General features: G+C 30.6%; 11 protein-coding genes. 8 read left to right on the top strand and 3 right to left on the bottom strand.

The annotated features are described in order from the left end of the window. Window positions 1-10: 10 nt before the first annotated feature. From B5D15_RS01200 to B5D15_RS01190, 3 genes are all read left to right on the top strand, one after another. Window positions 11-592, top strand: coding sequence for a hypothetical protein (locus B5D15_RS01200; RefSeq protein ID WP_078695275.1), 582 nt, complete (start codon window positions 11-13; stop codon window positions 590-592). 69 nt (window positions 593-661) lie between these two features. Further along, window positions 662-850, top strand: a complete 189-nt coding sequence (locus tag B5D15_RS01195; RefSeq protein ID WP_078695274.1) for a ferredoxin — start codon at window positions 662-664, stop codon at window positions 848-850. A 607-nt stretch (window positions 851-1457) separates the two neighbouring features. Continuing rightward, on the top strand, window positions 1458-4475 hold the full coding sequence (locus B5D15_RS01190) for an Ig-like domain-containing protein (protein ID WP_179122139.1): 3018 nt from the start codon (window positions 1458-1460) through the stop codon (window positions 4473-4475). Window positions 4476-4709: 234 nt separating this feature from the next. On the opposite strand, the gene B5D15_RS15335 is transcribed toward B5D15_RS01190, so the two are convergent. From B5D15_RS15335 to B5D15_RS01175, 3 genes are all read right to left on the bottom strand, one after another. Next, on the bottom strand, window positions 4710-5006 hold the full coding sequence (locus B5D15_RS15335; RefSeq protein ID WP_341427601.1) for a transposase: 297 nt from the start codon (window positions 5004-5006) through the stop codon (window positions 4710-4712). Window positions 5007-5075: 69 nt separating this feature from the next. Further along, on the bottom strand, window positions 5076-6215 hold the full coding sequence (locus B5D15_RS01180) for a TolC family protein (RefSeq protein ID WP_078695271.1): 1140 nt from the start codon (window positions 6213-6215) through the stop codon (window positions 5076-5078). Window positions 6216-6242: 27 nt separating this feature from the next. Then, on the bottom strand, window positions 6243-7445 hold the full coding sequence (locus B5D15_RS01175; protein WP_078695270.1) for a TolC family protein: 1203 nt from the start codon (window positions 7443-7445) through the stop codon (window positions 6243-6245). A 380-nt stretch (window positions 7446-7825) separates the two neighbouring features. On the opposite strand from B5D15_RS01175, the gene B5D15_RS01170 reads away from it, so the two are divergent. The 5 genes from B5D15_RS01170 (at window position 7826) to B5D15_RS01150 (ending at window position 15934) form a co-directional block, all read left to right on the top strand. Then, complete coding sequence (locus B5D15_RS01170) at window positions 7826-10891, top strand: Ig-like domain-containing protein (RefSeq protein ID WP_078695269.1); 3066 nt, start codon at window positions 7826-7828, stop codon at window positions 10889-10891. Window positions 10892-10987: 96 nt separating this feature from the next. After that, window positions 10988-12778, top strand: coding sequence for an O-antigen ligase family protein (locus B5D15_RS01165; protein ID WP_078695268.1), 1791 nt, complete (start codon window positions 10988-10990; stop codon window positions 12776-12778). Window positions 12779-12806: 28 nt separating this feature from the next. After that, the gene (locus B5D15_RS01160; protein ID WP_078695267.1) at window positions 12807-13883 is read left to right on the top strand and encodes a mannose-1-phosphate guanylyltransferase; all 1077 of its coding nucleotides are present in this window, start codon (window positions 12807-12809) and stop codon (window positions 13881-13883) included. Window positions 13884-13919: 36 nt separating this feature from the next. Next, entirely contained in the window at window positions 13920-14984 is a 1065-nt protein-coding gene (gmd, locus tag B5D15_RS01155; RefSeq protein ID WP_078695266.1) for a GDP-mannose 4,6-dehydratase, read from the top strand. Then, window positions 14981-15934, top strand: coding sequence for a GDP-mannose 4,6-dehydratase (locus B5D15_RS01150; protein ID WP_242948659.1), 954 nt, complete (start codon window positions 14981-14983; stop codon window positions 15932-15934). Before gmd ends, B5D15_RS01150 begins: the two co-directional genes overlap by 4 nt. Window positions 15935-15946: the final 12 nt, after the last annotated feature.

Raw genomic sequence — 15946 nt, 5'->3', positions numbered from 1 at the left:
GCTTTTATTTATGGTGATAAATTTGAAGAATTTTAAAGTTTTTATTATAGCTGTTATTGCTGTTTTTACTTTTTTATCAATACTTTATCTTTCCATTATAGCATTAAGAATTCAAAAATACGCTTTTAAAGAAAATAAACCCTTAGGAATTATTTTCTATACTAAAACTCCTTCTAATAAATTAAATTCCTCTCTAACATATGTTAAGCAAAAGATTAATGAATACGGATGGGATGCAGTCATAATTGAATATAATGATGAATATGAAAAAGATGAAAAAATATTAGAGAGCATAAAAAAATATACTAAGTATTATATATTTGAGATAGACGAAGGAAGGAGCGTCATAAACAGCAATACAATTCTTTTAAGGCTTAGAAAAAACGACGAGAGGGAATATGAAAGGGCTTTAAAGATTAAAAATAATTTATCAGATAAAAATATAAAATTAAACATAGTTACAAATACTTTAGAAAAAACAAAGGGGTATAATGTTATAAAACTTGAAATATCTGATAAAAACAGCTACGAAAGCGCAAGAGATTTGATTTTAAATGCTGTAGTATCCTTTTCTAATGATTATACTGACTGATGTTTAAAATATATTTATATGGAAAAAATATAACTACATGGTTATATAAAAATATAAGGAGTTGATAAAGTGAAGGCTAAGGTTGATCAGGATGCTTGTATAGGCTGTGGTCTTTGCCCATCCATTGCCCCTGAGGTTTTTGAGATGAGGGATGATGGAAAGGCTCATGTTATCGGCGATGAAGTGCCGCAAAACGCAGAAAACGATGCGAAGGAGGCAGAGGGTAGCTGCCCTGTAAATGCAATAACTACTGAATAGGCGGGAAACCGCCTTTTTTATTTTGCCTAAAAAATTTTTTTAAAATTTTTTTGTTTTTGATGAAACTTTTTATAAACTTCTATCGTCATAAATAGTGATTGAATTCCATATATTCTATATAGAGTTTGTACAATGGGAAATGTGGATAATGTGAATAACTTTTTACATTATTTAATAAAAAATAAAGTTATAAACAAGGAATTTAACAATTAGCGAAGAATAATAGTTTATACTGATTAACATTAATTTAACCTTATAGGAAATTATATACAAACAATGAAAAATATATAGATTATTGGTATGAATTTATATATTTACAAAGTTTAAATACCTGTGCTAAAATATGAATTACAATACAGGTTTTGATAAAATTAGATATTAAAATATAAGTTGAATATATATGATTTAATAGGAAATAATTACTTATGAAGTACATAGGAAAAAGGTTTAAATTTTACTACAAATTCTTTTAACTACTTGAAAATGGTTTATGTTTAGTATATTATGTATACTAGGTGCATTACCAAAATTAACTAACTTCGCAGATGATTTATTCATCTATATAAATCAAACAAAATTTTTAAAATTCGAGAGGAGGAGAAAAACTATGGCAAAAGCCAAGAAAGTGCTCAGCACTGTATTAGTTGCTTTATTTACAGTATTCACAGTGCTCAGCTATGTACCTGCACAGACTACAAAGGCTGCAGCAGGACCAACAAAAATCACTATCGTTGCCAAACCACAAGCTGAATACAAGGTTGGTGACAGAGTAATCGTTAAATTCAATTCAGCTCCTTATAAAGGAAAAGTTCAGTACAGAGCATTCCTTTGGAAAGTAGGAGTAGGTAAGGTTAAGGAACTTTACCCAGGCTATTCAAAGGACTACTTCTACAAAGCAGTATGTCCTGGAACATCAACATTCACAATTGATGTATTATATGTAACAGAACCAGGAACATACGAAATAGTTGTAGGAGTTAAAGCAAGTGGAGCTAAGGCTTCAACAGCTAAATATGTTAATGTTGGAAGATTTGTTGTAAAGGCTAAAGAAGAAGCTAAAGTAGAAATTAAGGAATTAGTTAACCCAGCAGACGTAACAGTTGACGAAGGTGCAGTAGCAACTCTTCCAGCAACTGTAAAGGCAGTTATGACTGACGGAACAGAAAAAGAAGTTGCAGTTAAGTGGGATGCAGTTGATACAACTAAAGCTGGAGAATATACTGTAAATGGTACAGTTGAAGGAACAACATTAAAGCCAGCTGTAAAGGTAACAGTTAAGGCAGTTGCACCAACAGCTACTGTAAGTGCGGTTGGAGTTAAAAAATTAGAAGTTAAATTCAATAAAGCTGTTGATGATACAAAGGCTAAATTTGAAGTTAAGAAAGATTCAATATTAGTTAATACAGAAAAAGTTGAATTCGCAGCAGATAAAAAATCAGCAGTTATTACAATGGCAACTAATTTAACAAAAGGTGAATATACAGTTTCAGTATCTGGTTTAACAGAAACTGCAATAAGCGTAAAAGTTACTGTTGATGATGTAAAAGTTGCTAAAATAAATATTTTATCAACAAAAGCACCAAGATTGTCAGGAAATGACAAGAGAGCTTTAGTTTCATATGAGGTTCTTAATCAATATGGCGAAAAGATGACAGGACAAACAATTAGCTGGACAATTTCAACAGGAAAGTCAGTTTATAATGAAAATACAATAGACGGAACATTTGAAATTGAAGCAGCTGGTACTTCAGATTTTATACCTGGACAAATAGTTTATATAACAGGTGTTCATGCTGCAAGTGCAACTGTTGTAAATGCTCAGGTTGAAATAGCTTTAGAAGCTCAAGCAAATGAAGTATTATTTAAGGGTGTATATGATACTACAAATTTAAAATTAGTAGATCTTCCAGCAGGATTTACTGATAACAGATATGTATTATTATTCCAAGTAAAGGATCAGTATGGCAATATAATGTCAAGCCCAAATTTAAGTAAATTAGTATTTACTTCAAATAATCCTTTATTTGTAAGTTCAGACACAGCTAACGGAGCTTTTGCTGTATCTTCTGATGTAACTCTTGATGGTGCTACTTATAAAGCAGTTGCATTAAAGGCAGGAAGTTCTGTTAATAATGGTGGAACAGTAACAATTCAAGCTATATCATCTGTAACAGGAAAGATTTCAACATATACAGTTGAAGCTAAGGCATTAGCTGCAGTTAAGACATTCACAATGTCAGCACCTTCAAAGATGATTGCAGAAACTGAAAAAGTAGAAATACCATTTACAGCTGTTGACCAATATGGCAATGCTGTAACAAAATATTCTCAGTTAAATGGTAATGTAACTTTATCACCATTGTATAATGGTACAGGTACTTCAGGATTAAAATTTGAAGAACAAAATGATGGCACAGCAAAATTATATTACTATGCTCCAGCAACAGGTGCAAGTGATAATGTTGATTTACCAGTTTATTTAACATCTATAGTAACTAATGGCGGAAACTTCTCAAGCTTAATGGTAAGCGTTAAAGAAAAAGCAAGACCAACAACAATAGTTGGATTAGATTCAACTAAATCAACATATATTGCTAAAGGAAACTATGTTGATATAGAAGCAGCAGATTTAATAATTCAAGATCAATATGGTAGAACAATGACAGATTCAGCTGTTAATGCTTGGGTTGATGCAGCTTCAGAAAACAGCATAGTTGTTGAATCAACTTCAACAAATTCAGCATTCCAAGTATTACTTAATAATAGTGATTCTGTTACTCAAGTAATTTCAACAACAAATTCAGCAGTAAGAATATTTGCTGAAAATAATACAAATAAAACAGAAACAATTAAGTTTACTTTAGCAACTGGAGATAACGGTGCAAATCCAGTAACAGTAAGTACTAAGTCAATAGTATTTACAAAGGTTAGCAAATCAGAATATGTAAGCTTCGAAGTTGCTGACTTTGGTAAGATGTACAATAATGGAAATGCTTCAGCAGCTACACCATCAACTCATAACAAGACTGTAAAAGTTTATGGAGTATTAGCTAATGGTACAAAAGTATTATTGCCAGCAGCAGACTACTCATTAGCTTTAACTACAAGCAAGTTAACAACAAGTGGAAGTATTATTGTAGATGTAACTTCAGGTGGATATGCAGCAGCTGATTTTGTTGATAATTTAGGAAATGCAAAGGATGTTAAAACAACTGTTATAGTAACTGTTAACGGTGATTCAGGAGAAGCATTACAGATTCTTGAAAAGGAATTAGTAGTTTCTAATGAGGCACTAAAGGTTGCAACAGTAACATTAGATGAAGATCTTGTAGCTGATGGAAAAGCAGTAATTAATCCAACAACAGGTGGAGTAATTGATGCAAATAAGTTAAAATCAGTTATTTATGAAGTAAAAGACCAATATGGTGTTGATTTTACAGAAAATCCAGTGATAATAATTACTAACTTAGTAAAAGTTGATGGTTCAACATTTACAGTAACAAATAATGGTACAAATAGTGTATCAATAGCGAATGCTACTATGGGAGATAAATTCACTGCTACATTCAAGTATGCAAGTGGCTTAACTGTAAAAGTTGATTTCACAGTTGGATTAACACAATAAGATAACGTAACATGAATGCCACCCAGTTGACAAGTGACAAACTTGCCGCTGGGCGGCATTTTTATTTGGCTCTTTGCCAATAGTTGGGGCGGATATTCGATTAGAATGCCTGTCCTTTCTTGTTTGAGAGTGATTTTAGAAAGATAGGTTGGGTTGTATAGAGTATCCCCTAAAAAATTGCACGACAAAAATACCAACGGAAGTTGGATTTCTAAAATATGGGAAAGTAAAATTTTAATTACAGCAATGAAGAATTCTATTTCTAAACCTATCAAAGTTTTTAAAGCCGAAGGCATTTCTTTTAATAACTTTAATTTTGTTGTTAAAGCCTTCAGTACAAGCATTTGTATATGGTATATCAAAAGAATTCACTATTTCATTAAAATACCTTATATAAGTATTAGCACATCTTTCAAATTCTTTAAGACCACTATTTTGTGCAAACTTTATCCATTCCTTAAATAAAGTGCGAACTTCTTTGGAAGAAGAGGCAGTTTCAATTATTTTTAATAGTTTTTCTTTTGGTTCTATAATAAATGCTGGGGCTACGCCTCAACATTTATTATAGAACCAGAATAAAAAACAGCCGTTTAGGCTGTTTTATTTGTTTAGCTGGTTTTCTAAGCTTTCTACTGATAAAACATATTGATTTATTGCTCTTTGAAATTTTGTCTGCTGCTTTAAAAGAGCTATATGACTGCTAATTTCATCGACACTTAGAGATGAATTTAAACTTACACTCGCTTTTGTAATATCATATGTGATTTGAGCTATTTCAAGATTTAGCTTTTCTATTTCTATATTATATTCAAGATTTTTAAGGTTGTTATAGCTGCTCCAAAGGTTTGCCTCGAGGGAGGTCTTTGCATTTTCAAGGCTTGCCTCTTTAGTGTTTATTGAGGCTTCGAGGTTTAAAAGGGTTGAGTAGTTGTTTTCTGATTCTTCATCGGAGCTTTTGTTTGAATTCTCATCGACTATTTTATATTCGAGTTTTGAAAGTTCAAGGTCTAAAGCCTGTTTTTTGATGTCATAGCTGTTTTCTATTGTGTTTTTTATTTTGTTTTCTATATCGCTGTCGTCGAAGGTTTTTACTGCTATATTAACAGGTTCAATATCTATTTGCTTGTTTATATCTATATTCAATATTCTTTTTATGTTTAGAAATGCAATATTAAGCTGTTTCTGAGATGTCCAAAGCTGAGCTTCAAGCTGGCTTTTTTGGGTTTCATAGTTTTTTAAATCGGAGGATTTCATTTTTCCTACATTAATTTTTGCATTAACAATACTTATATTTTTGTTTAGGTTATTGATTTCTTCCTGATAGTTTGATATATCTTCCTTTATCATGAGAGCTTCATAGTATTGTTTTTTAATATCCTGTATTAGGGAATTTAACTTATCATCCCTATCATGTTTTGCGTTTTCTAAAGTAAGCTGTGATTTTTTCCAGTTTAAAAGTTCTGTTTTTCTAAGGTTTATGTTGCTTTGTATATTTGTGCTCGTATCCGTTTTTGCCTTTTCAGCATTATCGAGGGCAGTTTTATATTGTTTTTCAAGTATTGCTATCTTTTGATCCATAAGTTTAATTTCTGTATTTTGTTTTTCTATATTGCTAATCGCATCTTGTAAAGTTAATTTTATTATTCCGTCTTCTTCTTTAAAAACTGTATCAGCTAAACATGGGGAAGATAGACTTAAAACTAATGAAAATGTAATTATAAATGCTATAAGCTTTTTCAATTTTAATCCCTCCTAATAATTTATACTTTATGCAGCAGGGCCTATACCGCATGCAAAATTAAGTTTTAATTCGTTTATATAAAGGGTTCGCTTTGCTTGGTTTAATTGTATCTGCGCCTGCAAAAGATTAAGATTTGAATTTTCAACATCAAGCCTGCTTATAAGCCCGAAGCTGTATTTCTTTTTAGCAATTTCATTATCATATTTTGCCGCATCATATTTTTTTTGATAGTTATTAATGTCTTGTATATTTTTTTCAATATCCTTATATAGAGTAGTAATTTCTATTTTAATATCTTCCTTTGATTGTTCAAGTTTGTTTTGAGCATCTTCCATATCGTATTTTGCCTGCTGTGTATTATCATTTAAATCTGAAGGGTAAACTTCATAGGTTATTTCATATTCTCTTTTTTTAATATCATAATACTTCTGATTGCAAATTATTTCTGATCTATATGTAAGAGCCGTATTTATATATTCATCAAGACTTTTAATATCTAAATATGGTGTCATTCCACTGTCTGAAAACTCATCATATTTAGTTAAAAGAGGCTTATTTATAGCCTGATTTAATGTTATAACGAGACTGTTCATATTGTTTTGCATCTTTAAAAGCTCAAGTTTTGATTTCTTAAGGCTGCTTTCTAAAGTTTTATAATCCTTATTTGATATTAGCCCGTTGTCATATTGTATTTTAGCTGTATTAAGCCTGTCTTCAAGTATTTTTATATTGTTATTTTGAAGTTTTATTGAGTCCTGCATATTTAAAATTGTATTGAACTGCTGTGAAATCGATAGTATTGAGGAATTTTTTGCAATTTCCATATTGTTTTTATTTTGAAGTATAGCATAATCAGCATTAGGAACGGAGAGCTCCTTGATTTTTGTAAACTGCAGCTTATCATCTATAGTCATAATAATATGCATTCTTATTAACATAGTAACTTGCATTTTCTCAGCAGGACTTAAAGATGAATAATTTTTAAGTAAATCCTTCAAAGCTTCATTAGTATCCAACCTTTGGGCAGCGTCTTTTGAAGCTTCCTCTGCATCGCTTTTTGATTTTTCGAGGGATTTTACCTTATTGCTTAAGGATTTTAATGTTATTGAATTTTCTATTGCGTCATCTATTATATTGTTTAGGAATAATGTGCTGCTTTCAGCATAGGCTGTTGAGGAAAATATAACTAAAAAAATTAATGACAGCAATAATAGTTTATGTTTCTTCATATGTATTCACCTTCTCATTCATTTTATTTCCTCCTTTTAATAATGCCAAAATTAGCTAATATATCATAATTAATTATACATTAATTATATATTAAAATCTTCGCTAAACTGTGGCAAAATATCGATTCATTATCAAAAATATTATATATTGCAATTATGAATAAAATATGGAGAAGATTATTAAAAATATATACCACTAATATAGACGAAAGAAATTTACAAATCCCATACAAAAGTGCCACCCAGTTGACAAGTGACAAATTCCTTCTGATAGGACGCTTTTTAGTTTTTATGGCATTTCTGTGTCGTTAATGATAAAATATTGGTATATATGAACAATATTAGTATAATAAGCGTCTTATATATAATGGAGGGATAATATGGGAAAGAATAAGAGAATGAGCATTGTTTTTTTATCATTTATTTTTTTGATTTGTGAAGTCTTAGGCTATATAGGTGCTTTTGCAGCTCCAAAGGTTTCTGTAGTTCCAGTGGTTGCAGCAATTAGTACAAACTATGAAACAGGAGATAAATTGAATTTAAGCATAACATCTACAGGAAACACTAAGGTGCAGTACAGGGTTATATTAAGCAATGAAAAGACAAAGAAAACTATAGATATTACAAAGGGATTTACTAAAACCTATTACAACCCTAAAAGCCCTTATAAAATAAGCTATGCATTAAATGAGGGAGGAAGCTATGTATTAATTGTTTACTCAAAAATAGCGGGATCCTCAGATAAAAACAGCAAAAGTATTGTTAAAAGGTTTAACGTATGGGATAAGAGTGTGATAATACAAAATATTAATCCTGTTAATATTACAGTAAATATTGATGATGAGGTAAAATTCCCTGATAAGGTTAAGGCATTAATGAAGGATGGAACGGAGAAGGAGCTTGAGGTTGTATGGGATAGTCAGGAAGTAGATACTTCAACTCCTAAAACCTATACAATAACAGGAGTGGTTAAAGGATATACATATAAAGTTACAATGAACATTAATGTATTAAACGAAAAAATAGTTGAGGCAAGCGATGTAAACCTTGAGCTTAATGAAGATGATGAATGTGAACTGCCAAAGACATTTAAGGTAAAGCTTAGCGATGGTACAATGAGAGATGTACCTGTTAAATGGAATGCAGATAAAATAGATACATCAAAACCTGGAGAGTATACATATTTTGGAGAAATAGATGGTTATAAGGATAAGGTAAAGCTGAATTTAAAGGTAAAGGAAGTAGGTTTAAGCCTTGTTAGTATAACTTCAAATAATTTAAAAGAAGTTATATTAAAGTTTAACAAAAAACTTGACATTACAACGGTTTTAAACAGCAATTTCAGGCTCTTTAAGGGGACAACCCCAATAACATCAACGGTTCAGCTTTTAGATGATGATAAAACTGTTGTAGTAACTCCAGCCTTTAGTTTAGATAAAGGTGCTCTTTATACTATTGCTGTTGATAATGTCAGGGATTTAAAGAGTAAAAAAATAGAGAAAACAGTTAAGGATTTTACAGCTCTTGATAACAGCAATCCTGAAGTTCTATCTGTAAAGCCCTATGGAGCTTCAAACATTTGCATAAGTTTTAGTGAGCCTGTCAAAAACATATCGGGCGGTACGGTAGAGGTTAGAAAGGGTGGAAACCTTATAGCATCGGGCAGCACATATACTGGATATGACACAAATACTATATTAGTATCTTTATATTCTGCAATGACAGAGGGCAGCCAGTATGATGTTACGGTAAAAGGCTTTAAGGATTTTGAACTTAAAGAAGCCCCATCAAAAACATTAAGCTTTGTTTATAAAAATGAAACTTCGCCTATAACAGCAAAGGTTAAGGCGGTTAATCAGTCGGTTGCGGTAGTTGATTTTAACAGACCAGTAGCAAACCTTACAAATCTTAATTTTTATCATACAAATGCAGCATATACTGCCCTTGGCATATATAAAGATGCTGATATGACTGTAAGCCTTGATTCAAATCCTGTAAGCAGGGTATTTGTAAAATTTTATGACAACTCTTTTAAGAAGGGATACCCTATAACTTCTTCTGTAAACAGCATAAACATATTAGGAAAGGTAGGAAACTTAGAAGTAATAGATAAATATAACAATAAATTTCAGAGCGTAAACCTTCCAATATCTATAAATACAGAGGCTGAGCCTTTAAAAGTTTTATCAATAACGCAGGAGAGCGACACATCCCTTTTAGCCCAGTTTAACAGAGAAGTTAATTTTACAGCAGCTAATGTTGATTTAATAGATAATAGAGGAGAGAGAATTTTAGTAAATGCAATATCAAACCTTGGAGACAATATAAAATACAGGATAAATTTTAAAAAATCTGATTCAGCAGTAAACATCATAGTAAAACTTTTAGGCATTGAGGATAAATTTAATTCTTTAAATAAAATCGATATATATACTCAAAGTATAAACCTTACAGATAAAACCCCGCCTAAGGTAGTAAAGGTTACTAAAAAGTTTGTTGCAGGGCTTGAACAGTGCCTTTATGTATTCTTCAGTGAAGGGGTAAATAATACAGCCCTCGATGCATCAAACTATTATCTTCAAAATGCAGCAGATGGAAGCATGAGAAAAATAACAAAGAATCCTATCTTTGAAGATGGAGATAAGATTATAAAGATAAGCCTTACTGATTATGAAAAGTCCCTAATAGATGCAGGATACAACCTTTTTGTAAAGGATGTTGAGGACAGTACTAAAAATGCAATAGTAGGGCAGATACTCTTAAACAGCAGCTTTACAGCATTTAATTCGCAGGAGAGCAAGCCTAAGGTTATAAAAATAGAGGCGATATCCAAAAATACTGTAGTTGTTACCTTTGACCAATATTTAAAGTATGTTGATGACAGCGCATTTAAAGTAAACGGTGCGCAGGTTTTATCAATGGATGTATCATTAAACAGCGAAGGTAAAACCGTTGTAACTCTAACTTCAAACTATGGTACAGAAAACGGGATATATCTTTTAAACATAGTTCCCGATTCTAATAATAAGCTTCAAAACAGCTTTGGAGAGAGCGTTGATATTGGGGTTTATACTTCAAGCACTCCAATAAAAATTCAGGATAAAATACCACCTCAGGTTAAATATGTAAATGGAATGGCTCAGATTACTGCTATTAAGGGGGCAAATGATATTATAGATTCTCTTTGCATAGAATACGATAAGGATATAGATGCAACAAAGCTGTCAGCCCTATCCTACAGCGTAACGGGAAGAGCTATAAAAAGGGTTTATACTAACAGTGTGCCTTTAAAATCAGCATTATCACAGACAGGAAGATATGTTATAATTGAGCTTAAAACTGACGGGATAGTTGATGAAATGAAGAAGATGCCTCAGGTTATACAGCTTCTTGATATATACGATATGAGTGAAAACAAGCTTTCGCCAACAGGAAGGGCTTATTAGTGCAATTTAAGTTTAATGTTTTAGTTAGTATTAAAAAACAATTGAATTTGTTAAATATTTGATATAAAATTATTATGTGCAAAAAGGAGGGGTAAAATGGGGAAAAACAATAAAAAAAGCAGAAACAATGTAAAAGAAAATATAATATTTATTATTCCAATATGTTTGATTTTAATGATAGTACCTTTAATAGTGAGATTGAAGATTGTAGAACTAAATAGTGATGTTGCTTTTTTTTGGACAGGCAGCACTAATTTTGATTTTTTTTCATATAACAAAGCAAAAGTGTTTATATTTTTAGTTATTGCAGCGGTAATAATAAATTTATTTAATAAAGGATTTAAACTAAAAAGCAATAAGTTATTATATATTTTCTCTTTTACATATATTTTATCAGTAGTAATATCAGCCTTATTATCTAAAAACAAATCCGTTTCTCTTTTTGGATTTCCTGATAGATATGAAGGTGTATTCGCTCTTATATCGTATATTATAATAATGCTATTAACCTATAACTTAATTAATTCATACAAAACCATAGATTCTTTTTTAAAGTGCCTTTATATTTCAGCAATAATAATTGGTATTATAGGATTATTCCAATATTTTAACATGGATTTTTTTAACACTCAGCTGGGTAAAAGGCTTATTGTGCCTCTTAGCAATTCAAATTTATTAGAAGGATTAAAATTCACATTGGGTGAAAGGGCAGTCTATGGAACATTATACCACACTAATTATGTAGGAAGCTTTATGGCGATACTTTTTCCTTTGACTTTGAGCCTTGCTATACTTCATCATAATAAATATTTAAAAATTTTATTTTCTCTTTTATCAGTTCTTTTCCTGTTCAACGCAATAACATGTCATTCAAGAGCAGGAATACTTGGTATTATTTTCTCTTTTGTATTGCTTATTATTCTATTTAGAAGCTATATTATAAAGCATTACAGATTGTTTTCTATTATTCTTGTTAGTTCAGTTATTTTAGTCATAGGAGCTAATAAAGTATGGAATAATTATCTCTTTTCTAAAATTGGAACACTTTTTAGTGATGCCAAAAATCTTGTTTCTAATGAACAGACTAAGGATAATACTCTTCTAAAGGATATATCATTAGACGGAAAAAGATTAAAAATTAACTATAATGATGCAGTTTTAAATTTTGAAATAAAAAATAACACCATATTTATTTATGATGATAAAAATAATGAATTAAAATATGACATGGATTTTAGCAATGGGAAAATAACAATAAAAGATGAAAGATATAAAGATAAAGATATATTGTTTGGTTTGTTTGATAATAAACCGTTAATTCAGCTTCAAATAAGCACGGCAAAATTATATTTTATTTATGATAATGATAAGTTTAAGATACTTAGGAATAAAGGACAATATTATGAAATAAGTAAAATCGAAAAACTCGGATTTGAGGGGAAAGAGAATTTAGGATCCGCCAGAGCATATATATGGTCAAGAACTTTTCCTTTAATAAAAAAATCACCTGTATTTGGATATGGACCAGATAACTTTGCAATGTATTTTCCCCAAAATGATGTTGTAGGAAAATTAAATGTCTACGGCGATCCTTACATAATTGTGGATAAAGCTCACAACATGTATCTGCAGACCTTGGTTAATACAGGCATTATATCCTTAATTTCACTAATTGGTATATTCTTGATTTACCTTATACAGAGTTTTAAAATATATATGAAATCTAAATTTGAGACAAATTATGAAATAATTGGGATTTCGGTATTTTTGGGCATATGTGCCTATTTTATAGCCGCTCTATTCAATGACAGCGTCGTATCTGTTGCACCAGTATTTTGGATACTTCTTGGAATTGGTTTTGGAGTAAATGAGAGGGTAAATAATTAATTTTCAATTATTAAATGGAGGATAAGAAATGGTATCTATAGTTATTATGGCAGGTGGAAAAGGAGAAAGGTTTTGGCCAAGAAGCAGACAAAGCCTTCCTAAACAGCTTATAAGTCTAACAAATGATGGTAAGACGATGATACAATTGACATACGAAAGAGTAAAAAAAATAACTGATAAAGAGAATGTATTTATTGTTACTAATGAAAATTATTCAAATATAATAAGGAAGCAGCTTTTCGAAATACCTTTTCAAAATATATTAATTGAACCATTAGGAAAAAATACAGCACCATGTATTGGGCTTTCTGCGGTATACATAGCAAAAAAAGATCCTGAAGCTGTAATGATAATATTACCTTCGGATCATTTGATAAAGAATAATGACATCTTTATAAATACTTTAGAAGCTGCTGCAAAAATGGCACAAGAAGGGGATAATTTAATTACTATTGGAATTATTCCATCATATCCAGAAACGGGTTATGGCTACATAAATTACAGTAATAAAGTATGTGACATTGATGGTAATAGTATATATAAAGTTAAACGATTTGTAGAAAAACCTGATATAGACAAGGCAAAACAGTATTTAAAAGAAGGTACATATTTATGGAACAGCGGAATGTTTGTCTGGAAGGCATCAACAATATTAAAAAATATACAAAGATATATGCCTAATTTATATGAAGGTTTAATGAAAATATCTGATGCTATTGGGACTGATAATGAAATTAAGGTATTGAGAGAAGAATTTAATAAATTTGAATCTATATCAATTGACTATGGTATTATGGAACATGCAGAGAATATTTATACTATACCAGGGAATTTTGGATGGGATGATGTTGGAAGCTGGACAGCACTTGAAAGAATTCAAAATACTGATGAAGATGGGAATGTTAAATCAGGAAATGTTATAAGCATCGATACTAAAAAGTGCATTATACAAGGGAATGATAAGCTAATTGCAGCAGTTGGTATAGAAGATATTATTCTTGTTGATACAGATGATGCAACATTAATATGCTCGAAAGATAAATGTCAAGACATTAAAAAGCTTTTAAATAAAATTAAAGCAATGAATAAGGAAAATTATTTATAAAAACTACAATAAATATTGAAAGAAAGGATAATATTTATGAAAAGTGCGTTAATAACTGGAATTACTGGACAAGATGGATCATATTTAGCAGAACTTCTTCTTAGTAAAAACTATAAAGTATATGGATTGGTAAGAAGAAAGAGTAAATTAGATTTTGGTAATGTTGAACACATAAAAGATAAAATAGAATTTATATATGGTGACTTAACAGATCAAATTTCGTTAATAAATGCCATGAGAATATCACAAGCTGATGAAGTTTATAACCTTGCAGCACAATCATTTGTAGCAACATCATGGGAACAGCCTATTGCAACAGCTAATATAGATGCATTAGGTGTAACTAATATGCTTGAAGCAATTCGTATTGTTAAACCTGAAGCTAAATTCTATCAAGCATCAACTTCAGAAATGTTTGGCCTTGTACAGGAAACTCCTCAAAAAGAAACAACACCGTTTTATCCAAGAAGCCCATATGGGGTTGCCAAGCTCTATGGACACTGGATAACTAAAAACTATAGAGAAAGCTACAATATTTTTGCTTGTTCAGGTATATTGTTTAATCATGAATCAGAAAGAAGAGGCAAAGAATTTGTAACAAGAAAAATTACTGATGCTGTTGCAAGAATAAAGTACGGTTTATTGGATGTTTTAGAGCTTGGTAATATGGATGCAAAACGTGACTGGGGACATGCCAAGGATTATGTAAAAGCTATGTGGCTTATGCTTCAGCATGAAAAACCTGACGATTATGTTATAGCAAGTGGTGAAACACATACAGTAAGAGAATTTGTTAATTTAGCGTTTAAATATGCAGGTATTGAGATCGAATGGATAGGAAAAGGAGTTAATGAAAAGGCAATAAATAAAGAAAATGGGAAGGTTGTTGTAGCAGTAAATCCTAAATATTTTAGACCGGCTGAAGTTGAACTTTTGCTTGGAAATCCTGAAAAAGCAAGAAGTGTTTTAGGTTGGCTGAATGAAATTACTTTTGAAGAGCTTGTAAAAATAATGATAAATGAAGACTTAAATAGAGTTAAAAATAGTTTAAGCTATGAAGAGTTTATTGAAGCAGCAGCTGCAAAAGAAATAATGGAGTGATAATATTGAGAGCTTTAATAACAGGAGTAAATGGATTTGTTGGCATATATTTGTCAGAATATCTTATTAAGAATGGCATAGAAGTTTGGGGTACAAAGTTACCTCATACATCTATGCCGCATCAAATAAGCAGCAAAATCATTGTACGGGATATGGACATTATTAATAAAGAAAATATTTTTGAAATAATTAAAGAATGTATGCCTGATTATATTTTTCATCTTGCTGCACAGAGTTCTGTTGCTTTATCATGGGAAAATCCACAGTTAACAATAAATATAAATGTCAATGGGACATTAAATCTTTTAGATGCAGTTAGAAAGTCTAATAAAAATATAAGAATTCTTTTAATAGGCTCAAGTGAAGAGTATGGTATAGTAAAGTCCGAAATTATAAGTATAGATGAAGATTATCCTTTGAATCCAACTAATCCTTATGCTGTAAGTAAAATGGTTCAAGAATATTTCGCCTTGCAGTATATTAATGCATATAAAATGGATATTATTATGGTACGTGCTTTTAACCATATAGGACCTGGTCAAGCACCAACATTTGTTGTTCCTGATTTTGCAAAAAAAATAGCACAAATTGAGAAGGGGCTTATAGAACCAGTTCTTTTTGTTGGTAATTTAGAAGCAGAAAGAGATTTTACAGATGTTAGAGATATTGTAAGAGCATATTTTGATATAATTACGGCGGGAAAAAGTGGACAAGTATATAATGTGGGTTCAAATAAAACATATAAAATAAGTTATATATTAGATTTACTTCTTTCTATGTCGAATAAAAAAATAATTGTTAAAAGTGATCCCTCAAAAATGAGACCATTAGATGTACCTGTAATCAGGTGCGATAATAAAAAACTTGTAAAACTTACATCTTGGAGTCCTCAATATAAAATAGAAGATACAATAAAAGATGTTTTAAATTATTGGAGAATTAATATTTAATAGAGGTATGCA

The organism is Caloramator quimbayensis, assembly GCF_900167605.1.
GTDB classification, from domain to species: Bacteria; Bacillota; Clostridia; order Clostridiales; family Caloramatoraceae; genus Caloramator_B; species Caloramator_B quimbayensis.
Note: the sequence above shows the minus strand (reverse complement) of the source record. Positions and strands in the feature narration are given on the sequence as shown.